Annotated in this window: 25 protein-coding genes and 1 tRNA gene; 21 read left to right on the top strand and 5 right to left on the bottom strand. The window is 52.3% G+C overall.

All coding sequences use genetic code 11. From position 1 onward, the window contains the following. Window positions 1–8 precede the first annotated feature (8 nt). Genes L0Y14_RS07990 through L0Y14_RS07975 form a run of 4 tightly spaced genes read left to right on the top strand, consistent with a single transcriptional unit; the run spans window position 9 to window position 3,727 of the window. Window positions 9–1,511, top strand: a complete 1,503-nt coding sequence (locus tag L0Y14_RS07990; RefSeq protein ID WP_006474428.1) for an ABC transporter substrate-binding protein — start codon at window positions 9–11, stop codon at window positions 1,509–1,511. Next, window positions 1,508–2,014 (top strand): L,D-transpeptidase, encoded by a 507-nt coding sequence (locus tag L0Y14_RS07985; RefSeq protein ID WP_005959079.1) that lies wholly within the window; start codon window positions 1,508–1,510, stop codon window positions 2,012–2,014. The genes L0Y14_RS07990 and L0Y14_RS07985 overlap by 4 nt, the downstream gene beginning before the upstream one ends. Beyond that, window positions 2,007–2,930, top strand: a complete 924-nt coding sequence (nikB, locus tag L0Y14_RS07980) for a nickel ABC transporter permease (protein ID WP_005959080.1) — start codon at window positions 2,007–2,009, stop codon at window positions 2,928–2,930. The genes L0Y14_RS07985 and nikB overlap by 8 nt, the downstream gene beginning before the upstream one ends. Continuing rightward, the gene (locus tag L0Y14_RS07975) at window positions 2,930–3,727 is read left to right on the top strand and encodes an ABC transporter permease (protein ID WP_006474431.1); all 798 of its coding nucleotides are present in this window, start codon (window positions 2,930–2,932) and stop codon (window positions 3,725–3,727) included. The genes nikB and L0Y14_RS07975 overlap by 1 nt, the downstream gene beginning before the upstream one ends. Here the strand turns inward: L0Y14_RS07975 and L0Y14_RS07970 are convergent. After that, on the bottom strand, window positions 3,720–4,097 hold the full coding sequence (locus L0Y14_RS07970) for a flagellar basal body-associated FliL family protein (protein WP_240991618.1): 378 nt from the start codon (window positions 4,095–4,097) through the stop codon (window positions 3,720–3,722). The genes L0Y14_RS07975 and L0Y14_RS07970 overlap by 8 nt on opposite strands. Window positions 4,098–4,240: 143 nt before the next feature. On the opposite strand from L0Y14_RS07970, the gene nagZ reads away from it, so the two are divergent. From nagZ to L0Y14_RS07920, 10 genes are all read left to right on the top strand, one after another. Next, complete coding sequence (gene nagZ / locus L0Y14_RS07965; protein ID WP_005959083.1) at window positions 4,241–5,290, top strand: beta-N-acetylhexosaminidase; 1,050 nt, start codon at window positions 4,241–4,243, stop codon at window positions 5,288–5,290. Between the two features lie 16 nt (window positions 5,291–5,306). Next, window positions 5,307–5,864, top strand: coding sequence for a hypoxanthine-guanine phosphoribosyltransferase (locus tag L0Y14_RS07960; protein ID WP_005959084.1), 558 nt, complete (start codon window positions 5,307–5,309; stop codon window positions 5,862–5,864). A gap of 255 nt (window positions 5,865–6,119) precedes the next feature. After that, the gene (locus L0Y14_RS07955; protein ID WP_039959615.1) at window positions 6,120–6,563 is read left to right on the top strand and encodes a hemerythrin domain-containing protein; all 444 of its coding nucleotides are present in this window, start codon (window positions 6,120–6,122) and stop codon (window positions 6,561–6,563) included. Between the two features lie 213 nt (window positions 6,564–6,776). Next, the gene (locus L0Y14_RS07950; RefSeq protein WP_005959086.1) at window positions 6,777–7,382 is read left to right on the top strand and encodes a peroxiredoxin; all 606 of its coding nucleotides are present in this window, start codon (window positions 6,777–6,779) and stop codon (window positions 7,380–7,382) included. 134 nt (window positions 7,383–7,516) lie between these two features. Next, window positions 7,517–8,263: an S-methyl-5'-thioinosine phosphorylase gene (locus L0Y14_RS07945; protein WP_005959087.1), complete on the top strand. Its 747-nt coding sequence runs from the start codon at window positions 7,517–7,519 to the stop codon at window positions 8,261–8,263. Between the two features lie 32 nt (window positions 8,264–8,295). Continuing rightward, window positions 8,296–8,991: an SH3 domain-containing protein gene (locus tag L0Y14_RS07940; RefSeq protein ID WP_138921796.1), complete on the top strand. Its 696-nt coding sequence runs from the start codon at window positions 8,296–8,298 to the stop codon at window positions 8,989–8,991. 134 nt (window positions 8,992–9,125) lie between these two features. Further along, window positions 9,126–10,472 (top strand): hypothetical protein, encoded by a 1,347-nt coding sequence (locus L0Y14_RS07935; RefSeq protein ID WP_006474435.1) that lies wholly within the window; start codon window positions 9,126–9,128, stop codon window positions 10,470–10,472. 206 nt (window positions 10,473–10,678) lie between these two features. Next, complete coding sequence (locus tag L0Y14_RS07930) at window positions 10,679–13,045, top strand: sensor domain-containing protein (RefSeq protein ID WP_006474436.1); 2,367 nt, start codon at window positions 10,679–10,681, stop codon at window positions 13,043–13,045. Window positions 13,046–13,444: 399 nt separating this feature from the next. Continuing rightward, complete coding sequence (locus tag L0Y14_RS07925) at window positions 13,445–13,717, top strand: hypothetical protein (protein WP_006474437.1); 273 nt, start codon at window positions 13,445–13,447, stop codon at window positions 13,715–13,717. Window positions 13,718–13,940: 223 nt separating this feature from the next. Beyond that, window positions 13,941–14,147, top strand: coding sequence for a hypothetical protein (locus L0Y14_RS07920; RefSeq protein ID WP_010083803.1), 207 nt, complete (start codon window positions 13,941–13,943; stop codon window positions 14,145–14,147). A 269-nt stretch (window positions 14,148–14,416) separates the two neighbouring features. Here the strand turns inward: L0Y14_RS07920 and L0Y14_RS07915 are convergent, their stop codons facing one another. From L0Y14_RS07915 to L0Y14_RS07905, 3 genes are read right to left on the bottom strand one after another with little or no spacing between them, the layout of a single operon-like run. After that, window positions 14,417–14,953 (bottom strand): hypothetical protein, encoded by a 537-nt coding sequence (locus L0Y14_RS07915; RefSeq protein WP_010083805.1) that lies wholly within the window; start codon window positions 14,951–14,953, stop codon window positions 14,417–14,419. A gap of 31 nt (window positions 14,954–14,984) precedes the next feature. Beyond that, complete coding sequence (locus L0Y14_RS07910) at window positions 14,985–15,377, bottom strand: ATP-binding protein (protein WP_039960660.1); 393 nt, start codon at window positions 15,375–15,377, stop codon at window positions 14,985–14,987. A gap of 26 nt (window positions 15,378–15,403) precedes the next feature. After that, a complete protein-coding gene (locus L0Y14_RS07905) occupies window positions 15,404–16,045 on the bottom strand; it encodes a hypothetical protein (protein WP_138921797.1) in 642 nt (213 codons plus the stop codon). An 88-nt stretch (window positions 16,046–16,133) separates the two neighbouring features. Between L0Y14_RS07905 and L0Y14_RS07900 the strand changes: the two genes are divergently transcribed. The 7 genes from L0Y14_RS07900 to L0Y14_RS07870 all read left to right on the top strand — a co-directional run bounded on the left by L0Y14_RS07900 (window position 16,134) and on the right by L0Y14_RS07870 (window position 23,523). Further along, window positions 16,134–16,553 (top strand): HsdM family class I SAM-dependent methyltransferase, encoded by a 420-nt coding sequence (locus L0Y14_RS07900; RefSeq protein ID WP_251859298.1) that lies wholly within the window; start codon window positions 16,134–16,136, stop codon window positions 16,551–16,553. Then, the gene (locus L0Y14_RS07895; RefSeq protein ID WP_251859297.1) at window positions 16,544–17,059 is read left to right on the top strand and encodes an N-6 DNA methylase; all 516 of its coding nucleotides are present in this window, start codon (window positions 16,544–16,546) and stop codon (window positions 17,057–17,059) included. Before L0Y14_RS07900 ends, L0Y14_RS07895 begins: the two co-directional genes overlap by 10 nt. Window positions 17,060–17,074: 15 nt before the next feature. Further along, window positions 17,075–19,489, top strand: coding sequence for a type I restriction-modification system subunit M (locus L0Y14_RS07890; protein WP_005966275.1), 2,415 nt, complete (start codon window positions 17,075–17,077; stop codon window positions 19,487–19,489). After that, complete coding sequence (locus L0Y14_RS07885) at window positions 19,489–21,318, top strand: DEAD/DEAH box helicase (RefSeq protein WP_006474440.1); 1,830 nt, start codon at window positions 19,489–19,491, stop codon at window positions 21,316–21,318. The genes L0Y14_RS07890 and L0Y14_RS07885 overlap by 1 nt, the downstream gene beginning before the upstream one ends. Beyond that, the gene (locus L0Y14_RS07880) at window positions 21,269–21,895 is read left to right on the top strand and encodes a hypothetical protein (protein WP_138921798.1); all 627 of its coding nucleotides are present in this window, start codon (window positions 21,269–21,271) and stop codon (window positions 21,893–21,895) included. Before L0Y14_RS07885 ends, L0Y14_RS07880 begins: the two co-directional genes overlap by 50 nt. A gap of 198 nt (window positions 21,896–22,093) precedes the next feature. Then, window positions 22,094–22,918: a hypothetical protein gene (locus L0Y14_RS07875; RefSeq protein ID WP_040819314.1), complete on the top strand. Its 825-nt coding sequence runs from the start codon at window positions 22,094–22,096 to the stop codon at window positions 22,916–22,918. A gap of 529 nt (window positions 22,919–23,447) precedes the next feature. Then, window positions 23,448–23,523, top strand: a tRNA-Lys gene (locus L0Y14_RS07870). Window positions 23,524–23,586: 63 nt separating this feature from the next. On the opposite strand, the gene L0Y14_RS07865 is transcribed toward L0Y14_RS07870, so the two are convergent. Then, window positions 23,587–24,444 (bottom strand): thioredoxin fold domain-containing protein, encoded by an 858-nt coding sequence (locus L0Y14_RS07865; protein WP_138921799.1) that lies wholly within the window; start codon window positions 24,442–24,444, stop codon window positions 23,587–23,589. Window positions 24,445–24,829 lie beyond the last annotated feature (385 nt).

Below are 24,829 nucleotides of genomic sequence, written 5' to 3'. Positions count from 1 at the left end.
CGCAGGGCGTGTTTGCTCGCCTCCTGCTCTCGCTTGGGCTGATTCTGTCGCTGAGTGGCTGTGAGCAGCCAGCGGATCCCGACCGCATCCGCTTTGGCATCGCCTCGGCCCCGCTCAATCTCGATCCCCGTTTCGCCACCGACGCCACCTCGGAGCGCATCAACCGGCTGCTTTATCAACGGCTGATCAATTTTGATGCGCGGGGCATGCCGATGCCTGGCATCGCCAGCTGGCAGCAGTTAAGCCCATACCACTACCGTTTCACCCTGCTGTCGCCACGTCCTCGCTTCAGCGATGGGGCTACCCTGAGTGCTGCGGATGTAGCCGCCACTTATCGTTTTGTGCTCGATCTAGAAAACGGTTCACCGCATCGCTCCGCACTTGCGCTGATCGAACAGATTGCGGTGGTGGATCAGGAGACGATCGATTTTCATCTCGCGCGGGCCGATGCGCTGTTTCCCGCCTACCTGGTGCTGGGCATCCTGCCGGAGCGGCTGATCCAATCGGCTCACGACTTCCACCAACAGCCGCTGGGTAGCGGTCCATTTCAGTTTCTCTCCTACCCAGGGCCAGGGCAGTTGCTGCTGGAGCGGCGCAGTGACGGCCAGCGGATCGAGCTGGTTGAGGTGAAGAACCCCACGGTGCGGCTGCTGAAGCTGCTGCGTGGCGAGATCGACCTGTTGCAGAACGATCTCTCTCCAGAATTGCTGGGCCTGTTGCGGGAGGAGCGCGAGGTTCGGGTCGATGCTCGTCCAGGCAGCAATTTCAGCTACATCGGCCTGAATCTGGCCGATCCGCTGACCGGCAATCCGCTGATCCGCCAGGCGCTTGCCCACGGCATCGACCGGGCTGCGATTATCCAACATCTGTTCCGTGGCGATGCGCGACCAGCAGAGACGATTTTTCCTCCGGAACACTGGGCCGGGACCGCTGAGCTGCCGCCCTATGTTTACGATCCGGAGCGTGCCAGCGCACTGCTCCGGGAGGCGGGCTTCGGGCCGGATCGACCGCTCAGGCTCAGCTACAAAACATCCAGCGATCCGTTTCGGCTCAGGCTGGCGGTGATCCTGCAAAGTCAGTTACGGCACATTGGGGTGGAGATCGAGATCCACAGTTACGACTGGGGTACCTTCTTTGGCGACATCAAGGCGGGGCGATTTCAGCTCTACTCGCTCAGCTGGGTTGGCGTGCGCACACCGGATATCTTCCGCTACATCTTCGCCAGCGACTCGCTGCCGCCGGGCGGCGCCAACCGGGGCCGCTACGCCAGTCCGGAGGTCGATCGGCTGATCGACCAGGCGGAAGGCACTGAAAACCTGCAGCAGCGGGCGCTGCGCTATAGGCAGATCGAACAGATCCTGCATCAGGATCTGCCCTATATTCCACTCTGGTATGAGCATCAGTACAGCGCCAGCGCTGAGCGGCTGGAGGGCTATCGGCTAATGGCCGACGGCAACTATGATGGGTTACAGAATGTTGTGTTGAACCAGGAGCAGAGGGAGCGGCAGTGACCGACAGGCGAATCCTGATCGATATTGCACAGCAGTCGTTGAGGTTGCTGGAGGGGGAGAACCTGCTGCAGCGCTATCCGGTCTCCACCGCCTTGAACGGTGTCGGCGAGTTCAACGGCAGCGGCTGCACCCCCCGTGGGCATCACCATATCCGGATCAGGATCGGGGCAGGCTGCCCAGCCGACACGGTATTTGTCGGGCGGCGGCCCACCGGGGAGCGATACACCCCGGCGCTGGCCGAGGCCTTCCCTGAACGGGACTGGATCCTGGGGCGGATCCTCTGGCTGACCGGGGATGAGCCAGGGCGCAACCGGGGTGGGCAGGTCGACAGCCTGTGCCGCTTCATCTATATCCACGGCGCTCCAGATTCTGAGCCGATGGGGGCACCCCGCTCGCATGGCTGCATCCGCATGCGCTGCGCGGATCTGCTGGAACTCTTTGAGCAGGTCAGGGCAGGGACACCGGTGGAGATCCTCGAATCAAACGAGGTGTGCGGTGGCTGAGCGCCTGCTCTCCCGGCTGCTGAGCATGCTGCTGGTGATGTTCGGCGTGGTCAGCCTGGTGTTTCTGCTGATCCATCTGGTGCCGGGCGATCCGGTAGATGTGATGTTGGGGGAGTCAGCCCTGCCGGCCGACCGGGAGGCGCTACGTCAATCCCTAGGGCTTGACCACCCCCTCTCGCAGCAGTGGTTCGACTATCTCGCCTCTCTGACACAATTTGATCTGGGGCAATCACTCCACTCCAAACAGCCGGTTACTCAGCTGCTCGCCCAACGTATTCCGGCGACCCTGCAGCTGGCCGCGGTGGCGCTGCTCTGTGCGCTGCTGATTGCTCTGCCGCTGGGGATGATGGCGGCAGTCCGGCGTGGCACGGGCTGGGATTGGGGGGCGATGGGGATGTCGATGCTGGGAGTCTCGATCCCCAACTTCTGGCTCGGACCGATGCTGATCCTGCTGTTTTCGCTCTGGCTCGGCTGGACCCCGGTGAGCGGCCGCAACGGCCTGACCAGTGTCATTCTGCCGGCGATCACTCTCGGCAGCGCCTTTGCTGCGGTGCTGGCGCGGATGGTCAGGAGCACCCTGCTGGAGGTGTTGGGTGAGGACTATATCCGCACCGCCCGGGCCAAGGGGGTGGGGGAGGGGCGGCTGATCGGCCTGCATGCGCTGCGCAACGCCAGCCTGCCACTGCTGACGATTATCGGCCTGCAACTGGGGGCGCTGCTGGGTGGGGCAGTGGTAACTGAGGTGGTGTTCGACTGGCCGGGGGTGGGCTCGCTGATGATCGACGCCATCCAGAAGCGGGACTATCCAGTGCTGCAGGGGTGTGTGCTTTTCATCAGCCTTGCCTATCTGCTAGTGAACAACCTGACCGACCTGCTCTATCAGCTGGTCGACCCGCGCATCCGAGCCACCGATTGATGCGGTCTGGCTCGACCTTTCCGTTGCTGGTGCTGCTGACCTGGGTGCTTGCTGCCTTGGGCGCGCCTCTGTTCAGCCTGACGCCTAACGAGGTCGGATTGCAGAGAATCCTTGAGCCGCCGGGGGCTGTGGCCTGGTTCGGTTTCGATGATCTGGGCCGACCACTGTTTGACCGCCTGATCGCCGGAGCGCAATCGTCACTGTTGGTGGCCGCCGCCGTTGTCACCAGCTCGGCGCTCATCGGCATCCTGGTTGGCCTGTTGGCGGGCTACCTCGGCGGCTGGGTCGACCTGTTGCTGGTGCGTCTGATCGATGTGTTTCTCGCCTTTCCCGGCATCCTGCTGGCGATCGCGCTGGCGGCGGTGATGGGGCCGGGATTGGATAATCTGATCATTGCTCTTGCTGCGGTGGGATGGGTGGGCTACGCCCGGCTAGCCCGTGCCCAGGCCCTGTCGCTGCGCCAGCGGGAGTATGTAACAGCGGCGATCGCGCTGGGCAGTCGCACCCCGTACATCCTGCTACACCATCTTCTACCGCTGATGAGCGCACCGCTGATCATTGAGGCGACCTTCGGTGTGGCTGGGGTGGTGGTGGCGGAAGCGGGGCTCTCGTTTCTCGGCCTGGGGGTGCAGCCGCCGGATGCCTCCTGGGGCAATATGATTAGGGATGGCGCGGGCTATATGCTGGTGGCACCGCATATGGTGTTGGCGCCGGGGCTGGCGATGTCGCTGGTGGTACTCAGCCTCAACCTGCTGGGCGACCAGCTGAGGGATCGTTTAGACAGTCGCGCTATTTGACATAGTAAGTAGTGAAGTAGAGGGCCTGCACGCTGTCGCTGCCGGCTATCTTCTTCATCACTCGGCTGACTGATTCGAGCGCCTGTTTGCGCAGTTGTTCTTTGCCTTGTGAGGTCTTGATCACCTTGCCATCTTGCTCGCTCAGCAGCAGAAGCAGTTCATGGCGGATTGCCGGGCCGTGCAACCTCATCTGCTCCAGAAAATCTTCATCTTTCGTCATCAGCTGCACATCACAGCGGATATATTTCCCCCCTTTGGCCAGGTTGGCGACCAGTGAGGGGCTGATTTCGTAGTAGAGGACCGAGCCTGAAGAACCATCCTCTCCTGCCTTGAGCGGAGTGGCAAAGAGTCCAGCTGAGAACAGGATCAAGCAGGCGATTTGCATCAAGAGGTGTTTTCTGAACATTTTCCAACCTGTCAGGTTCTAGTTTGTAGAGTGTGATGAAACGTTTTCCCTGTCTCCCCCTTTGCGGCATACTGCCGTGAAAGTTAAAGGAAAAAGCCAAACTAAATATGACACTTGGTCCGGTAATGCTCGATGTCGAGGGCACGCAACTCTCGGCGGAAGATCGCGAATTGTTGAACCATCCGGCCTGCGGCGGCGTGATCCTGTTCAGCCGAAATTTTCAGAATCCAGAGCAGATCCGACAGCTGACAGCCGAGATCCATGCGCTGCGTGAGCCCCATCTGCTGATCGCGGTGGACCACGAAGGCGGGCGAGTACAGCGTTTTCGGGAGGGCTTCAGCTCTCTGCCTGCGGCGGCTTGGTATGGTGAGAACTACCGCGAGAAGTCGCAACTCGGTCTCTCTTTGGCAGAGCAGGGGGGCTGGCTGATGGCCGCTGAACTTCGTTCTGTGGGTGTTGATTTCAGTTTTGCCCCGGTGCTCGATCTGGATATGGGGGTGAGCGAGGTGATTGGGGATCGCGCATTCTCGTCCAGTCCGGAAGTGGTCGCCGATCTAGCTCGGGCCTGGATGAGGGGCGTTCATCGGGCCGGCATGGCCGCCGTGGGTAAGCATTTTCCCGGACATGGGGCGGTCAGGGCCGACTCCCATCATGCGCTGCCGGTGGATCAGCGCCGGCTGGAAGACATCGAGATCGATGATCTGCGCCCATTTGAGCGGATGATCCACGCGGGTCTTGAAGCGATCATGCCAGCGCATGTGGTCTACCCAAAGGTAGACCGGAATCTGGCCGGCTTCTCCCCCTTCTGGTTGCAACAGATCTTGCGCAAACGGCTCGGTTTTCAGGGGGTTATCTTCAGCGATGACCTGAGCATGGCGGCAGCTGAAGAGGCCGGCTCATTTGGTGAACGGGCGCTGGCCGCCCGCGCCGCAGGATGCGATATGGTGCTGGTCTGTAACAATCGGCAGGCAGCAGTTCAAGTATTGGAACAGCTGCGGGAGGATATGGATCCGGTGTCCCATCTGCGGCTGGTGCGGATGCATGGTCGCGGCGACATAACCTCTGAGTCTCTGCATCTGGATCCTGAGTGGAAAACGGCGGTCAACCGGCTCGTTCAGGCTGAAGACGGTGCTAGTCTTGATCTGAATTTCAATTGATAGTGGAGTAACAGAGGTGGCAAAAATCTCCCAGGAAGAGGCGGCTGAGGTTCTGGCAACCGCTGATCTTCTCTATTCCCCGGATGAGGTGGAGCGGACCCTCGATCGCATGGCGATGGAGATCACTGGACGGCTAGGGGGGCACGACCCGATCATTCTCTGCGTTTTGAACGGGGCGCTCATTCCCTCCGGACACTTGCTTACCCGGTTGGGGTTTCCGTTACGCCAGGACTATATCCATGCAACCCGCTACAGGGGGGAGACCAGCGGCGGTGCGGAGTTGAAGTGGATCGGTCATCCCTCGACCGCATTGGAAGGTGAGACGATTCTCGTCATCGATGACATCCTGGACGAAGGTATCACTCTTAAGGCGATTGTCGAGGCCTGCCAGAAAGCGGGTGCAAAAGAGGTGTTCAGTGCCGTCCTGGTGGAGAAACGTCACGACCGAAGCAACGGCTTCAAGGCTGATTTTGTCGGACTTGAGGTAGAGGATCGCTATGTTTTTGGCTATGGAATGGACTACAAAGATTATCTGCGTAACGCGCATGGCATCTATGCAGTAAAAGATGGCTAAATAACCTTGCAGACTATCTAGGGAAATCCCTTAACAACATATCTTTCCGGCTAGGGGTTTCCCTTCAAGAATTCCAAAAAACTCTAATAAAATTAAATACCTATTGCCATTTCCGTGGTTTTGTTTCACTATCTCTCCATCGGGTAGAAACCGGCAGAGACCGATAGCTCCCCAAACACAACGATTCCCGGATATGCCGTTGCTTTTTTTAGGGGGCATCCGGGCTACGATCAGATGGAGGATGTAGAAGTGAATATGATCGATTCGATTGAAGGACGCCATGCCGAGATGCTGCAGATTATCTCTGACCTCAGGGCTATGATGACCATGCAGCAGCTGAAGATCCTGCCCACGGCAAAGACTGCCCATCAGCTGATATGTGAACTGTCGGACAAGATGAAGGCGCACATTGCTGATCAGGACGCGGGGATCTACCCTGATCTGCTGGTTCACGAGGATGCGAAGCTGAAGTCAATGGCCTGGGGCTTTATCAACGGCCAGAAACCGATGCGCAGCCAGTTCGATGCGTATCATCAAAAGTGGTTGAAAGAGTGCGACTTCAACTTTACTGAGGAGTTCCTTAGCGATACGCATGAACTCTTTAAAATGATCGAGGAGCGGATCGAACGCGAGACAAAGGTACTGGTACCGACGCTTAGATCAGCCGGCATGTACGAGCAGTCGATCGCCGCACATTAGGGAGCGACAGATGTCGTTGAGAAGGGGGCTGACGGCCCCTTTTCTAGTATCTGGAATAAAAAGTTATGGGTGCATATGAATATTTAATGAAAATTTAGAATCCTTCTATTCTAATTCCCGACAAAAACACTTATGATTTCCGTTCGAGTTTAGAGGCCAGTCATCGTTTCGATAGTTGGTCAGATTCCAGTCAACCCATGAGGAGGAACAACCGTGGGCGTACTTGTTGGCCGCGAGGCACCTGATTTTACCGCACCCGCTGTGCTGGGCGACGGAACCATCGTCGACACTTTTAACTTCAAAGAAACTACTGATGGCAAATACTCCGTCATCTTCTTTTATCCGCTGGATTTCACCTTTGTTTGCCCTTCTGAGCTGATTGCTTTTGATCATCGCCTCGATGAGTTCAAAAAGCGCGGTGTCGAAGTCATCGGTGTCTCTGTCGACTCCCACTTCACTCACAATGCATGGCGCAATACCCCGGTCAATGACGGTGGTATTGGTGCTGTGGGTTACCCGCTGATTGCCGACCTCGATCACGCCATCTGTAAGTCCTTCGATGTGGAAACTCCGAATGGTCGCGTTGCCTTCCGCGGTTCCTTTTTGATCGACAAGAGTGGCGTGGTTCGTCATCAGGTCATCAACGATCTGCCCCTGGGTCGTAACATTGACGAGATGCTACGGATGATCGATGCGCTGCAGTTTACTGAAGAGCACGGTGAAGTCTGCCCGGCGGGCTGGAAAGAAGGCGATGCAGGCATGAAAGGCACCCCCGATGGCGTGGCAGAATATCTGGATGCGCATGCTGATGAGCTCTGATTGAGACGCCATGAGCGCTTCATGAAGCCGGCTGGATATCCAGCCGGCTTTTTTGCGTTTACACAGGCGAGTATGTTTGCCTGGCGGCTCGGGTTACAATCCGAGGTTCTTGATGACCGCTGGACAGAAAAATAATGGCAAAACTGGCAATAATCGGGGGGACTGGGCTCAACAAGATGTCGGATTTTCATGTCATCCGAAGAGAGGTTGTCCATACGCCTTTTGGTGAACCCTCTGCGGCACTGACTCATGGCGTGTTAACTGATAACGAGGTCATCTTTTTACCCCGGCATGGTCCCGCTCACAACATTCCCCCCCATAAAGTCAACTATCGGGCAAACCTCTGGGCCTTGAAACACATTGGTGTCGACAGGGTGATCGGTGTCGCCGCTGTTGGTGGTATTAGCGCTGAAATGTCGCCAGGACGGGTGATTATTCCAGACCAGATTATCGATTACACTTACGGGCGAGACCATACGCTGTTTGAGTATGACCTGAATCAGGTCACTCATATCGACTTTACTCAACCCTACTGCGAACAGCTGCGCAAGCGACTCATTGTTGCGGGCATCACGACCGGACAAAATATTGCAGATACCGGTACCTATGGAGTGACCCAAGGTCCCAGACTGGAGACAGCAAAAGAGATCTCCCGCATGGAGAGAGATGGCTGTGATCTGGTGGGGATGACCGGGATGCCGGAGACCTCCTTGGCCCGTGAACTCGATCTGTGCTACGCAAGTTGCGCAGTTGTCGCCAACTGGGCGGCAGGCAAGGGTGATCAGCCGATCAGCATGGAAGAGATCGAGAAAAACCTGCTGGTGGGTATGCGCAATGTTAGGGCGCTCCTGGAAAATCTGCTTCAAACCTCTCAAACCTGATCTTTTCAAGGTACGCGAGATTGGATAGCGAAATGACAGCTGACCGCACAAGCAGTCCCCGCTTTTTTACCAGCCTAATCTGGGCACTTCTCTTTTTGCCCATATCCAGTCCAATTTTTGCTGCCTCAGAGACAGTGGAGGAGGGGCTTGATGCTCTACGTCAAGGCAATTTTGCCGAGGCGTTCTGCATTTGGCGACCATTGGCAAATGCAGGCGATGCTGAGGCTGCCTATAATCTGGGCTGGCTCTATGCTAACGGTAATGGCCTCCGGGTTGATGTGGAGAAAGCTATCCGTTGGTGGGAAGCTGCGGCCATGCAAGGCCATCTTGAGGCCCAATTTACCCTTGGACTCACTTATACAACCGGGGAGGGCATCAAAAAAGATACCGAAGCCGCATTGCGCTGGTTTCTGAAGGCAGCACGTGGCGGACAAACCGATGCTCAGGAGATCATCAGAGAGTTTGTACAAGTTGGTAGCTCGCTGGTGGACGAGCACCTCAATGGCATTCTTCAGCTCCCCTGGATCGGGGATAGACTTCGTGTGAAGGTGAAGCGCGCTAATCTGCGCGCTGGTCCAGGAACTGGCAATGAGATTGTCGAAACTGTGACTGAAGGTTCAGAATTGGTCGAGATCGGCCACCATGGCAACTGGTCGTATATCATCAATCCTGATACGAAAAAACGCGGTTGGATCGCCGATTGGCTTACCGTAAGAACGACTCCGTAAGCAAAATCACTTTCCATCTCTCCGGATAATATTAGAAGCACTCTGATCTGAAATTCGGAGATTCATTTACCTATCAGGAGCCGGCTGATACGATTGCCCGCATCAGTATTTTTCGAATCTGGAGTTAAATCGCCATGGCTGATACGGAAGAGAAAGAACTGGGCCCTGATTCCGCTGACTTGGCTCCCCCAGCGGAGGAGGCTACAGCGAAGAAGAAGGTAAGCAAGAAAAAAGCTGCAAAGAAGAAAACGGCAAAGAAGAAGGTCGCCAAAAAGGTGGCCGTTAAAAAGAAAGCCTCAAAGAAAAAAGTGGCGAAAAAGAGGGTTGCAAAAAGTCAGGCATCCAGCACGGAATCTTCAGATAGCCCCCAAGCAGATAAAAAAACTGCCGCCTTAGTAGCTGTTGCCTCCATTAGTCAGAAATCTGACACAACCACAACACAGACATCTGAGATGGTTGTAGGGCAAGTGCAATCCTCTCAAGGGAGGAAGAAACCGGATTCGCCAGTTGAAGCGAGTCAGGAAATTGAGACTCCCGCCCCTGCAAACTCCCATTCATCGACAACTATCAAGCAAAAGGAGAGCCCCCCAATGTCGTCTACAGAGAGTTCATCATCTTCCGGATTCTGGATGAAGGTGGTTGTGGCACTATTGATAATCATAGTCGCTTTCGCCTACATCCGGTCCTTGGCTAAGAATCCCAATGCCGCTCAGGCAACAGACTCTGCTGTTACTCAAACCGGTAATGAGGCAGCCGAAGCTGCTACGGCTTCGGCCCCAGCGACAACAGTGGCAGAAATCGGCAAAACAAATGGTGCACCATCAGCTGCCGCGCCTGAGCAGATCAAGACAGCAGACGAACCGGCGAATAGCCCGGCTAAACAGGCCGTGACTGCAAGTACGACTGTAACTACGACCGCTGCAGTCAGTGCCGAGGCAACCGTTGATAAAGCAAACTCTGAGCCCCAACAAGTAGAGCCTGAAGTTGCTGCGGCTGCTGGCGAGCAACAGACTACTGCAGCGCCTGCTAGTACAGCTGTGACTGCCGCCGCTGCGGTCAGTGTCGAGGCAGCCTCTGATGAAGCAAGCGCCGAGCCCCAACAAGCGGAGCCTGAAGCTGCCTCCAGTACTGATACAGGGAGTGCTGAGGCACCAGCGCAAAGCGCGAGTGCGGCGACTCCAGCTTCTGCAACCGCTTTCCAGCAATCAGTTGATGCAATGCAGGCAGAACAGGCCGCTGCGAGAGAGCAGCAGAGTCAGCAGCGGGTCGAATCGGTTGCAAAGATCATGGAGGAATTTGATGACTTGCGTAACGCGGCCGACACCGAAATAAAGGCAATGAGAGATCTGATGCAGGCAGAAAAGGATCTGAGGGATGCAATGAAACCGGCGCAGCGCCCGGTTTATCCGCGGCCTTATCCTGGCTACTATCCCTATTACCAGTACCCGTCCTATCCTACCTTCCCTTATCCAGCCTACTGATGTAACCCAACCCCATATGGATAGATGTCTATCCATATGGGCCCTTCGGTTCCGCATCTGTCCAGAAAACCATACATGAAGCACAATTCCTATCTTATCTTCAGAACTGGTCCACAAAAAAAGTGTTTAGAGAAGCGATTGCCTGATTGATTTTGTGGGGATAATCCGTCTACATTGACCCTTATATAAATTAGGGTTGATCAGCCATGGATTTCTCGCCCAGCACCCAATGGAATACAAAATCAGACGGGCATGCGGATACGAGGCACCTAACTCGTGCGATGCGCTTCGCCTATATCGGCGTAACGCTCTTTTTTGTCATTTCACTTACGTGGAATCTACTCGTTACTCCGAATAGCGCGGCTTTTATCTCTTCGCTAATCACACTTCACCTGCTTGTTGGTGGAGCATTCATTGGTGCTATCCATCACTTTCGAAAAAAACTCCTCTATGAATTTCGCTTACGGAGAAGTTATGAAACTGCGCTTCATGCGGAGGAGGAGTATCTGCACCAAATCCTCGATCATGTTGCTGATGGGGTTGCGGTCTTTGATGTGCAAGGTGTTCCTTTATACCTAAATGCCACTGCCTATCATCTATTTCAATCAGCTTCTCCAAAACCTCAACTATCAATCCCTGAAATAAAAAATAAAGTTTTCAATGCACAAGGGAAAAGAGCTCTAAAGAACAGTGAGTTACCGCAGATACTTGCGCTGAATGGCAAAAGAGTGCAGGGACTGGAACTTTCTCTCTACGACTTAGATACCAACCAACGTATCTCACTTCTGGCAAACAGCCAGCCTTTGATGGGTAATGATGGTCATTTAGAGGCGGTTGTAGTCACCTATCATGACATCACCGCAAACAAGCGGGCAGAATCTGAACTTCGGCTGGCAGCCTCCGCATTTGAAGTGCCGGAAAGTATGTTCATCACCAACCACTCTGGAATAATTCAGCATGTAAACCAAGAATTTTCCACCATGACAGGATACAAGCCTGATGAATTGGTTGGAAGCGATTCGGAGATCCTTGCTTCTGAGCATCATTCCAATGATTTCTACGTTGAAATGATGAAGACGTTGGAATCTGCAGGCAGATGGGAAGGCGAACTTTGGTGTAAAAGAAAGGATCAAAAGCAGCAACCTCTGTGGGCCAAGATTACCTCAATCCAAACTGAAAAAGATAAAGAGTCGTACTACCTAGTCAGTATGGTCGACTTGAACACGCAATATCGCAAGCAGAATGAGATGATAGCCCGTGCTTATCATGATGAGACCACAGGCTTGCCAAACAGAACACTGCTTCTGGATCGACTCGATCAATCTCTAGCACGATCAGCACGAAGCGGGGTGCTGGGAGCAGTTCTTTCCGTTGAGATTGATCACTTTGTAAATGTTAATCAGACTCTTGGGCATTTGATTGCAGATCGATTACTCAAGGAATTGGCCGAACGCTTAAAGCGCAATGTCCGAAGAGACGATACTCTGGCAAGGTCTGGCGACGGCCAGTTTACTTTGATTCTTAATGAAGTCGCTTCAAACCAAGATATTGCAACCCAATCCGCGATCGCAATCGCTGAGAAATTTAAAGCCAGAATATCCCGACCATTCCATATCTTTGACCATGAAGTACATGTCACCAGTAGCATCGCAATATCCACTTTCGATGGAAAAAATATAACGACTGAAAGTGTCATCAATCAGCTTGATACAACAAGGAAAGCCGCGAAAGAGGAGGGGATAAATAGTATTCGCTGTTTCCATCCCGAAATGCTGTCAAAGGTTAAGCGGCAACTTTCTATCGAAAATGATATGCGAATTGCGCTGCAGCGAGATCAATTCTCCCTTTTCTTCCAACCAAAGATCAATGTTAAGAATGGACAATTGAGTGGTGCGGAGGCATTGATACGCTGGAAGCACCCCCAGCAAGGCTATATCGATCCCAGCTATTTCATCCCGATTGCTGAAGAAAATGGATTAATTGAGCAGCTGGGTGAGTTTGTTCTTAGAGAAGTTTGCTGCAGAATCAGCATTTGGCAGCAGTCTGGATTGCAAGTAATCCCCATTTCGATCAATATCTCAGCGGTCCAAATCCGTCATGATAAATTCATCAACAGCGTGAATTCTATCCTGAAAGAGACCGGCGTTAACCCACGCTACCTAGAGTTTGAAATAACAGAATCCGCATTGGAGCAGAATTTTTTACAAATCAAACGCACCATTCACAGCCTGAAAGACCAGGGCATCATTATCTCAATTGATGATTTTGGTACAGGCTATTCAAACCTTTCTTACCTTAACGAAATTGTGATCGACCGCCTAAAAATTGATCAGTCATTTATCTACAAACTTACCGAACAGAAATGTAAGTCTCCGGTGGCTGAAACCATCATCTCCCTAGCACACAATTTTGGCATGACAACAGTAGGTGAAGGCGTCGAAACCAAGGCTCAATTTGACTTTCTTAGGGAACTTGGCTGCGATGAGGCTCAAGGTTATTTCTTCTGTAAACCGGTATCTATAAATATCTTCAGCGATTTGCTGAAAAACCCCCAGGTGAATAGGGCCTCTTAAGTCAGTTGTTGGAGTGTAAAACCGACTTAAACTGAGATTATCGTGCCTTTTAAATCAATAGCTTACACGGGGATATGCGTTTTCGCCGAATGGCAAGACGGTCTTTAACCAGAGATTTTTTCAAAAACACGCTCCTAAACCGAGATTTTTCCATGACGGTTTTAACGGCTTTCCAGAGAATTGCCGTTGGTTAGAAACTACCTTAGCTCTTCCACCAACCGTTGCAAACCTCCCCCTCCAAAACACGAAAAATCGCTAACCTATTGATTTTCGGCTTAGTTGCAAAATACTACTAAGTCTTTGTATTGACAGCTTTTTGCCTTTGCTATTCCTCCTGTAGTAGGCCGTATTGGCTGGTGGCAATCCCGTTACCAGTTAAAGCCGCCATGGAGGTGATGCATGACCAAATCAGAGTTCAAGGCGCGTTCTAAAAACCTATTCGATACCTACAACGAATGGTTCGAACCGGAGCGTGAAAGCTGGGGATTGTATGAAATCTCATATATGCCCGGATGGCTTCCAATTCTGGAAGAACTGTTCTCCAACATTGCCGAACAGCTGACGCCGGATGCCAGCCAGCGATTTCGCATCAACCAGATTAAGGAAAAATTTGGGACCTTGCGATTTTACTATTCCGGCCAGGGGCTTAGGGTCGACGTCCAGTCGAAATAAGGCATTTATTCAGTCCAAGGAGAAAACCCTGACAACGAATTCACAGAAATCGATGAGTTGATTCAGGACGCGGCGGAAAAGAGTGCCCGAACCTGCGTGTTTTGCGGTGATCAAGGTTCGATGCGGCGGGATGGTTGGTTCGTGGTGCTATGCGATCATCACCACCATCTTCAACGCGAGGGAAAAAGGTTAGATGGCGAATCAGAAGAATGGGGGAAAATGAATGACCACGTTGGACAACACGAGCAAAACCCATGGGGAGGAAGCACTCTCCCCGGAAATGCAGGCCATGGTTCGAGAATGCGCGATGGACTCGCTCATCGAGTGTTTTCAGGAAATTTGCCAAGACCCGGAACGCTTTGGTCTCGACCCTGACGTATTGACCTTGAGAAATCGGCAATCCCGCTCAGTGCAGTTCGAACAGGGATAAATGAATGAAAATAGTCGGCATGGTTGACCTTCCTGAACCGTGGAATATTGCCATTTACGAGGATGACCAGGGAGTTCAATTGGTAAAGGATGATGACGTTCCGGAGAGGCACCGTTCCGAATACTTCGAATTGGCGATCCTTTCTGGCACCTCACAGCATGGATACTCGTACCTGACTGACTACAAAGTGAGAGCAAGCCACCTAATGCGGTCTCGCCAGTTCAGATAAGCCTGTGCATATCATTTGATCAAAAAAACAGCACATGGGTTCAGAGCGACTTTTTTCCCGACGGTCGAGTTTCGCGTTTCAGGCGGTTCAGTGCCTTGACCAGCTCTGGGGACTTGGAAAATGTTGAGTGGCAAACAGGCTCGAAGCCTTTGTTCGTCAGTACTTCGAACGCTTTCTCCTTCGGAATGCCGTTGATGGCACACCAGCGTCCAACAAACACATAGCGAAGAACCGCGTGGACAACATCTTTGACTCTGTAACGATCACTTTTTGTATGCCAGGGCATTGGCGCGAGAATGTCGTTTTCTGCCAGTGACCTGAATTCACCACGCGAAATACACAAAACTTTTCGCGCTTCATCCTGGGTCAAGTTCTCAAGACGATCCCAGGCTCGCCGACGAAAAGCATTATAGAGCGTACTCATGGCTTTCCCTTTGCCCACGACCAAAGCGGAGAGCACCTCTGTTCCGGGATCGAGCCTTTTCGGACTGAGGTCATTTAGCAGTACCGGGCCGAGCAGGTCTGACCAGTTAGCAGCGAAAAGCGGTAGCACATCTTTCAACTGCGAAATTGGCATAGATTCGCCAGAATCTTTGGCTTTCGGTAGCTTATCGATGAAACGGGCTGTTTCGTTGAGATCGAAATGCGCGTAGCGAATTTGCCTTACTAAGCGCTGCGGTGGCAGCTGTGCAACCGGTGGCCTTCAGTAAGTACTGAAGTAGACCTTTTAACGATGTATCTGAAGGTAAACGGCAGTAAATCACCTCCATTTCGGTGTACTCGCCACGATCAATTTGGGGGAAGGCATCACTGTAGCCTTTTGCGATGGTGCTTTTACCAACTCCAGATTGTCCCACCATGAACATGGATTTTGCATCGTGGAAGCCAGCAGTCTTATGGCATTTCTCAATTGCCTTGAAACCGCCTTTGACTCGGCCATCAAAGAACAGTTGTTGCTTGAAACGGACTGTTTGGTCTTTTAGCTTAATCTCAGAAGTCATCGTCATCCTCCTCGTCAAAAGAATTGTCAGAAAGTGAAGTAATCGGGAGCTGCAACTCGTCCGCACTTGGGTGCAATAGTCGAAGGCGGTTCGAAAGACTGTTTGGTGGCGCGAATGGTTGGTTCGTCATCCAGGAACGGCACATCGTCCCCAGGTTTCTTGTTCTTGCCCCTAGGCTTGACCTTGACTTCCTCGTCGGTAACAAGCGGTGCCTGATTGGTTTTGGTTTTCCGGCCCGCACGTGTCGCTTTTAAGTCATAGAAAGACCGCCCTTCGGCGATATCCCATTCCTTGTTCCGAACATTGATGAGCCTGCCGTTACTTCCAGGACGGGGGTCCACAACCGAGATAGCCCCGGCGTTGTTTTCGTCGACGAAGTAATCGATTATGATTCGCCCCGACTTCTGGACGGACAACAAGTAGTCATAGATATCCGCCAACTCTTCGTGGCGGAAAGTCTCGTACTCATAAAAAATGCCAGCGTGTCGCTGTAGGGTGCTTCGCTTAGGCAGTCCGCGAAGAAGATTCAGGTCTTCCAGGTCTTCAATAGGGACCACTGGTGAATGTTTGATGCCTTCTTGCCATTTCTCATAAGGCGTCTGATTTCTCAAGCCTGAATGCGGTGTGTGGTGGTATTCATGAACGATGAAGTGCTCTAACTCCTTCAATCTCAGCTCGACTCAATTGTCCGACACTGCTGTTGTGGGTAGGTTGTTTTCGTTATTGCTTGAGCGGCTCTCAAGCGTAAGAGGACATGTGGCTGATGTTCCTTTTACTCCAGTCGGAGTGTCAGCTTTAGTTGCGAAACTGCTTGCCTTGCGCAGTGGTGAAACCCTGTGCGACCCGTTCTGTGGCTCAGGCTCATTGCTTCTGAGTTGCGTAAACGATGCCTTGGAGCGTGATAAAGCTGCGCATAATGCGATGTTTGGGCAAGAACGCAGTCAATCCGCTTGGAGCCTGTCGAAACTCAACCTCTATCTAAATGGCCATGTAAACCATCGAATCGCTTTAGGTGATAGCATTCGTGCACCTCAATTGATCGATATTGAGAATCGGCTTAAGCGCTTCGATGTGGTCGTTTCTCAACCCCCAATTGGCGATACCAATAAGGCGACTTTGCGGCCATTCAGCACATGCTTGCCTCACTCAATCAAGATCATGGCCGAATGGCTGTGATAACTAGCCTGAGCGTTCTGTATCGCGGCGGAAGTGATGGCGATATTCGCCAGCGCTTAATCGAGCACAACCTACTGGATGCTGTCGTAGTTCTGCCAGATCGGTTGCTTCCGAATACGAGCATTCCCATTGCTGTGCTGATTTTCCGAATGGACAAACCAGACGATTCCGTACTCTTCATTGATGCGAGCAATGACTACCAGTTCACCCGTGGACAAAATGTCTTGATCACTGAAAACATCGAGAAGATCACCTCGATTTATCAAGCCCGTGAAGCCAAAACCGAGCAATCACATTTGGCCTCGCTGGAGGAAATTAAATCGAATAGCTTTAATTGCAGCATTCAGCGATATGTCCGCCCTCTGGCCGACGACGAGAATTTCGACCTGGATACATTGCAAAAAGAAGAGCAGACGCTTGTTCGAGAAATCACCGAACTTAGCCACTCAATTAATGCCAGCTTGAAGGATTTAATCCATGAGCTGGTCGATAACAACAATACATAACGAGAAGTACCGAGAATGGACCACTTATCCCACAACAAAATCGTCTCTTTCATCTGGTCAATCGCCGACGACTGCCTGCGCGACGTGTACGTGCGCGGCAAGTACCGCGACGTGATCCTGCCGATGTTCGTGTTGCGGCGCTTGGACTGCCTGCTCGAAGGCACCAAAGATGCCGTGATGGAGGAAGTGAAGTTCCAGCGCGACAACGGCTTCACCGAACTCGACCCGATGGGCTTGAAAGATGCCTCGGGCTATGTGTTCTACAACACCTCGCCGTTCACCCTTCAGAAGATTGTCGATACCGCCTCGAATAACCGTCAGCAGCTGGAAGCCAACTTCAAGCTCTATCTGGACGGCTTCAGCCCCAACGTGAGGGAAATCGTCGACAAGTTCGACCTGCTCCGCCAAGCTAAGCACATGGCTGCCAAGGATGTGCTGTACGATGTGCTGGACAAGTTCGTCTCCAGGCACATCAACCTGTCCCCGGTCGAGGCCATAGACCCGGAAGGGCGCAAGCTCCCGCCGCTGACCAACCTGGGGATGGGCTACGTCTTCGAGGAGCTGATTCGCAAGTTCAACGAAGAGAACAACGAAGAGGCCGGTGAGCACTTCACCCCCCGTGAGGTCATCCACCTGATGACCCACCTGCTGTTCGACCCGGTCCAGGGCCAGCTACCGCCCACCATACTGATCTACGACCCGGCCTGTGGCTCCGGTGGCATGCTGACGGAGTCTCAGAACTATTTGGAAGACCCGGATGGTCCATTCCATGTCGCGCCGGACTCCATATTCTTGTACGGGAAGGAGATCAACGACGAGACCTACGCCATCTGCAAGTCCGATATGATGATCAAGGGCAACAACCCCGAGAACATCAAGAACGGCTCGACACTGGCCACCAACGAGTTTGCAGGCACACGCTTCGATTTCATGCTCTCCAATCCACCTTACGGCAAGTCCTGGAAGGCGGACCACAAGGCCATCGTCGATGGTAAGGAAATACTCGATAGCCGGTTTGAAGTGGTCCTAACCGACTTTCGCGGCAACGAAGAAACCGTACCGGCCATACCACGTTCTTCAGACGGCCAGCTTCTGTTCCTGATGGAGATGGTGGACAAGATGAAGTCCACCAGCGACAGCCCCCTCGGTTCGCGTATCGCCTCGGTACACAACGGCAGTTCCCTGTTTACCGGCGATGCGGGGAGCGGCGAGAGCAATATCCGTCGATACATCATTGAGAATGACCTGCTCGAAGCCATCATCCAGCTGCCGAACAATCTGTTCTACAACACCGGCATCACCACCTACATCTGGGTGCTGACCAGCAACAAGGCGCCCAACCGCAAGGGCAAGGTGCAACTGATCGACGCCTCCAAGCTGTACCGCAAGCTGCGCAAGAACCTGGGCGACAAAAACTGCGAGTTTGCGCCGGAGCATATCCAGCAGATCGTCGGTCTGTACACGACGATGGCGGATGATGCCGGGCAGGACGCCCCAATGTCGAGGGAGGCAGGGATGTCGGGAGCGACCGGCATCTCCAGGGTTTTCCATAACGACGACTTCGGCTACTACAAGGTCACCATCGAACGCCCGAGCCGCAAAGCGGCGCAGTTCACGCCGGAGCGTGTGGCCGCATTACGATTTGCACCGGCTGTCGCTGAACTCATGGAATGGGCTTATGAGCGTTGGGGCGATACGATCTATGACGAACTGAAAGATCACAAACAGGCCATCGAGGACCATCTGGATCGCAAAGACATCAGCCTGACGGCCAAGAACAGGAAGTTACTACTCGACCCGAAAGCCTGGAAGGCGCAGCGCGAACTGATGCAGACCGCCGAAAAGCTCATGGAGGCCATAGGTCAGGAACTGCACATGGACTTCAACATCTTCCGCTCACTGGTCGAAGACACCCTCAAGTTACTGGGCATCAAACTCACCGCCTCGGAAAAGAATCAGATCTACAACGCGGTCAGTTGGCGTGAGGACGAGGCGGAGAAGGTCATCAAGCGGGTCCACAAGCTCAAGGGTGATAAGCTCGAAAAGCTGCTTACCGACCTCTCCTTCGGTGATTTTGAATGTACGGAAGAGATGCTCAGCGATTTTGGCTACTGGCATACCGGCACGACTGGCGAGTACATCGAATACGAAACCGACTCCGATTTGCGTGACACCGAGAACGTGCCGCTCAAGGAGGATATCCACACCTACTTCCTGCGCGAGGTGCGCCCACATGTGGACGAAGCCTGGATCAACCTCGGCGCAACCAGAATCGGCTATGAGATCAGTTTCAACAAGTACTTCTACCGGCACAAGCCATTGCGCTCACTCGAAGAGGTCACCCGCGACATTCTGATGCTGGAGGCGGAAACCGAAGGGCTGCTGAGGAAATTGGTCAGCTTTGGCAGCGACACTCAGGGGGGTACGTGATGGAGCAGTTGGCTTTCCCAAGATATGACGCCTACAAGCCGAGTGGTGCTGACTCTCAACTTTTGTCATATGACCTTCTTACTTACGGTGAAGCTCTGTTGTCTTTGGGGATGCGAGTTCGAGAAGCTCAGGGTGACCCTAATATAGCTAGGTCAGCATTCGAACACGCTGGCGACGCATTGGAAGCAGTTGTTTCGAAAGGGGACCCATCGGATTCCCAAAAAGACTTCATCAGTCTACTTTCGTCTTCGGCGTTCCATATGGCAGGACTATCTGCACGAGCATACTCAATGCTCCATGCGTCGATCAACGAAGGAAATTTGTCACGCATAGAGAAAGCTTTGGCTTTGCTGATCGTGCGTTCTCTGGACGCATTGGAACAGGAGATTGTTACCTGGCGACTTGATGGGTCTGCTAACGAGCAGGCATTAATAAATAGCATTGCTGAGAGTGCGGAAAATGTCGATCAAGACGACGAAACCAACCCAATAATCGCAGCCATCGACGAAGCATTAGAGGAACACTTCTTGTCGGGCTTAGGTACGTATTTGACCGCGTTGCAAACCGGTCAAGTAGAACTGGTGTCTTCAGCTATTTCTATTCTTCGCAATGGTCTTGAGTCAGCAGCCACTTTGAACATGGTTCCGCAATGGTGGTGCTTTCGGCTAGCCAGCCACCTGATCGACGATTTGTGGAAGTCCAGTTTCCATCAGGTGTTGCCGCGAAATCCGCTTGGAGAAACTGAACCAGACTGGCTGGCGTTACGTGATCTGTTCATTGCTTCGATGTACAAACGAAGTCGAGCAGAGATCGAACTCTGGCCATCACAGATTGAAGCCGCCCGACGCACCACTGATTCACATGATGATCTCGTAGTTTCCCTTCCTACTAGTGCTGGAAAAACCCGAATCGCGGAGCTTTGTATTTTGCGCTGCCTTTCAGAGGGAAAGCGGGTTGTTTTCATAACTCCTTTAAGAGCCTTGTCTGCTCAGACAGAAGCTGGCTTGCAACGGACTTTTACACCATTAGGGAAGTACGTATCAGCGCTCTACGGAAGTATCGGTACAAGCTCTTTTGAAAGCGACATGTTGAAAGCCAGGGATATTGTTGTCGCAACGCCCGAAAAATTTGATTTTGCACTGAGAAATGATCCATCAATCATTGATGATGTCGGCCTCATTGTATTGGATGAAGGCCATATGATTGGTTTTGGAGAAAGGGAAGTCAGATACGAAGTGCAAGTTCAACGGTTGCTTAAGAGAGAAGATGCGGATCAACGTCGCATTGTATGTTTGTCTGCGATATTGCCCGATGGCGATCAGTTTGACGATTTCGTCGACTGGTTAAGACGCGATAAAGAGGGTGGAGCAGTCACCTGCGACTGGAAGCCCACCCGAGTTCGTTACGGCCAGATTATGTGGCGCAATAATCGTGCACGTCTGGAACTTGCTGTGGGGGATGAATCTCCCTATGTGCCAACCTTTTTCAATGCGAGGGCGGCTACTAAAGGGACAAGAAAGAAGTTGTTCCCTAACGGCCAACAGGAATTGGTTCTGGCTACGACTTGGCGGTTACTTGAAGATGGCCACTCGGTGTTGATCTATTGCCCCGAAAGACGATCTGTTAATGCTTACCCAGAATTGATCGTTAGATTAAACAAGCAGGGGTTGCTCAATTCCGCTTTAGAACATGATCCAAGTGAGATCGCATCAGCATTGGCGATTGGTCGTGAGTGGTTCGGTAACAATCACCCCATTTTAATGTGCCTGGAACTAGGAGTTGCCATACACCATGGCGCTTTGCCAAAAGCCGTATCGGAAAGAAGTTGAACATCTCCTAAGAAAAAGCATCTTGAGGGTAACTGTCTCATCCCCAACGCTTGCGCAAGGACTAAATCTGACCGCCACAACGGTGATTATGCATTCGATTCAGCATTACCGTAATGGTGAGTATCGGCTGATTGATGTTGCGCAGTTCAGGAACGTTATTGGAAGAGCAGGGCGAGCCTTTGTGGATGTCGAAGGATTGGTCTTATTTCCGATATTTGATAAGCACGATTGGCGGGAAAGCCAGTGGAAAAAGCTTGTCAATGGTGTCAACGAACAACAACTTAAAAGTGGGTTGGCGCTCTTGGTTAATAGATTGCTGACCCGTATGAACTCTTGTTTAGACGAGCCAGGGATAGAGCACCTTCAAGAGTATGTGATGAACAATGCCGCCGGGTGGCAGTTCCCAATGTTGCAAGGAGAGCCTGAGCAGCAAAGAGCACAAGCAGAGGTCGATTGGGAGCGAAATTTAGCTCTACTTGATACGGCTGTTCGTGTTCTGCCAGATAAATTTCGTGCGAGAACGAAGTGCATCCTCGAAAACCATCCGCACTTCGTCATTCCGCGCAAGAAGCCTTGACCACAAAGATGACGAAAGCAGCTCGTCCAATTGGTTCGTAATTTCGTCTAGCTGAAATTCACGTTCGCCAACTAAGCTCAAGATAGCCACCAGCGGCGAGGGTATTTTTTAGCCGGAGTCGGTTTAACCAGCGGAAACAAGCTCGATCAGATAGCGGCTCAGGCAAATGTGCATCTCATAAACGCAAACAGTGGGATTATGACTGCCGATGAAGACCTTGCGGTCGACTCAATAGGAAAATTGGATGAGTTGCTTTTCGAAATCCCGCCATTTCGTCCCGATCCTTTGCCCGTTGATTGGCGGGACATTTTGTCAACGTGGTTAAAAGGTCAGCCGATTGCTGACCATGCTAATGATGACCCTGAAGTGTTACGCTTCATCGAGGATGCCCTGATTTATCGCCTTCCGTGGGGAATGGAGGCTATCCGAGTTCGTGCCGAAGCAAATGATGACAAGGTGACTGACGGGATAAATTTCTGGGACTTTACCGATTATGAAACGGGCTTAGCGGCTCCAGCCGTAGAAACAGGCACGTTGAACAGGTCGGCCGCGTTACTGATGCAGGCCGGATTCAGTTCAAGGACGGGGGCAGTCAAAGCTGTTGCTGACACCCAGGCGACTTTTGATTCGTCAAAAGGTCTGCGAATTTGGCTGGCGTCAGATGCTGTAAGAGAACTTAGCGAAAACGAAGACTGGCCAACGCATGGAAGTCATCGGTTATGGCGTGAATTCATGGAGGGACACGACACGCCTGAAGATGAGGTTTGGTCGATTCAGGATGGGATGCTTCCGGTTGCGTGGGACGACGATGCCTCGATAACTGCCGGAGATACAGTTCAACTGCATTTTGAAATGCCGTATGAGCCGCCAATAGCGCTCAGTCCAGGATTCGAGCCGCTTGGCCGAGGAAAGATGTTTCTGGAGAACAAGCCAAAAGGCATTTTCCGGGCCGTAGTCGCGCCAAATAAAGCTGGGGTCACATTCGAATATCTTGGGCCGAACGACTTAGATTGGCTCTTCTAGGAAGAACGGTACGTCAGAGACTCTTTGATCCCAATGTGGTTGCCCAAGCTCGGTATCTCCTGCGAGTCGCGGTCATTCGGGCGGAACGCCACAGTTCGGTATTCATACCAGCGCAGGAGGACATGTGCGTCTTTCCTAGCGAGAAGCTGTTCTAGCGTGTGAACGCGCACGAGAGGGAAGAATCTCGCTCTATCCGGGAATCTCATTTTCAATGCTGTTTTACAGGAGATAATCCAAACTATGTAAGGTAAATACAATATTTAACATAATATACATTATGCTCACACTTTAGGGGCTACGACGCGCCTCGCTTCGCTCTCCATGGTGCGCATGCATCGATCGAGCGGCGGGTACAAAAGAGTTTCGAGGCTGAGCAGCCCAAGTATGAGGACGGCGCAAGGAACAGGAGTCAAAGGCAGAACTGGGGGAGTTACCCCATGTCTTCACGTAATGCTTTACTCAGAGGAAAATCTGGTGTATCGTTCGCGCTCTTGAAAATCCAGGCCCTTCGAAGAGCCTGGATTAGATCGGGTCGTTAGCTCAGTTGGTAGAGCATCTGACTTTTAATCAGGTGGTCGCAGGTTCGATCCCTGCACGACCCACCATCTGCTGATCAAAGGGTTGCTTCAGATACAATCCTTTGATCGTCAACGAATACTCCATCGCTGCTACTTCATCAGTTCAACTTTTATGCCTTGTGTTTCTAGGTGCTCGGCGCGCTCCCGGACATAGCGTTGGAAGCTTGGCTGAGTCCGATATTTTTCCTGCAAAACATAGTCAATTGCAGCGTGAGTGTGGAAGGTCTTCAAGAATGCCTCGGTTCGGAAAACTTCATCTCCCTGCCCATTAAAAAAGACCATTGCAGGAAAATAGTAAAGATTCAGCGCATCGACCCATTCTGTCGCTGGAACCTGCTGTCCATCCGGTGTTGTGAGCTTCTTCTTAGACCAAGCATCGACCAAGGCAATGTCAAAACCTTTCAGGCTTTTTCTGACTGCTTTATCGCTCAGAATAGAATCGTGAAGCTCATCGCAGGCCACGCACTGTTTCTGCTCTATCAGGACCAATAATGGCTTGTCTGTGTCCCTTGTCTTGCTTCTGAGATCCAGTGGGTATTTCAAATAACTCTCTTCCTGATGTAGCGTTCCACTACTCGGTACTGGTGCGACATCGGCCAGATAGTGTTTGAAGCTTTGTTTCTGCTCCAGATGAGAAGCAACGTAATCCAGAGCAGTCTCAAACAGATGGGGTGGATAGTAGCCATTGATTCGTAGCACCACCCTGAGCAGCTTGGCGCAATAGGGGCAGCCATCCTGGTGGAAATAGAGCAGCAGACGCTTACCCTCCCCGGCCGCCGCCTCTACGTCCTCCTGCAGATCGAGAAATGATTGCTTAAACCAGTCCGGTTTTTCGTGATATCCAGGATTGACAAGACCGGCACCCAGCTTGCTGTCGCCTTCAGCTGCATGGCAGGCGATAGAAATTGATAGCAGCCCTATGGCAGGAAGCAACCAGGACAATTTCATTTCTCCTCCTTCGGCATCATGGCCCGACTTGTTCAGTCACGACTCATTGTTATTTCATAACTCTATCCACACTAGCAGATTTTCATTCGGTACTCGCTCATGAGAGATGCAACAGACCTGCATACTTCCGAAAAACTGTGTCGTATTTTCGACGCAGCAAGACAAAAAAATATATTACTGATTGATTTAAAAGGAAAAATATTTTTGGCACGCAATTCGCAAAGTTAGTGTGGTCAATAACAATTTTAGGGCCAGAAAAATGACGGGTTCCCTGCAAAGCATCGAAAATCGCTCACGGACCTCCAATTTGAGCATATTTCAGACACCAATCCCGCAGTCATCAAATGGGGGCGCCAAACTCTCGACACTGCTCGAGCTTACAACC

Source organism: Candidatus Endoriftia persephonae (genome assembly GCF_023733635.1).
In the GTDB taxonomy this organism is placed as follows: domain Bacteria; phylum Pseudomonadota; class Gammaproteobacteria; order Chromatiales; family Chromatiaceae; genus Endoriftia; species Endoriftia persephonae.
This window is presented reverse-complemented; position numbering and strand designations above follow the sequence as displayed.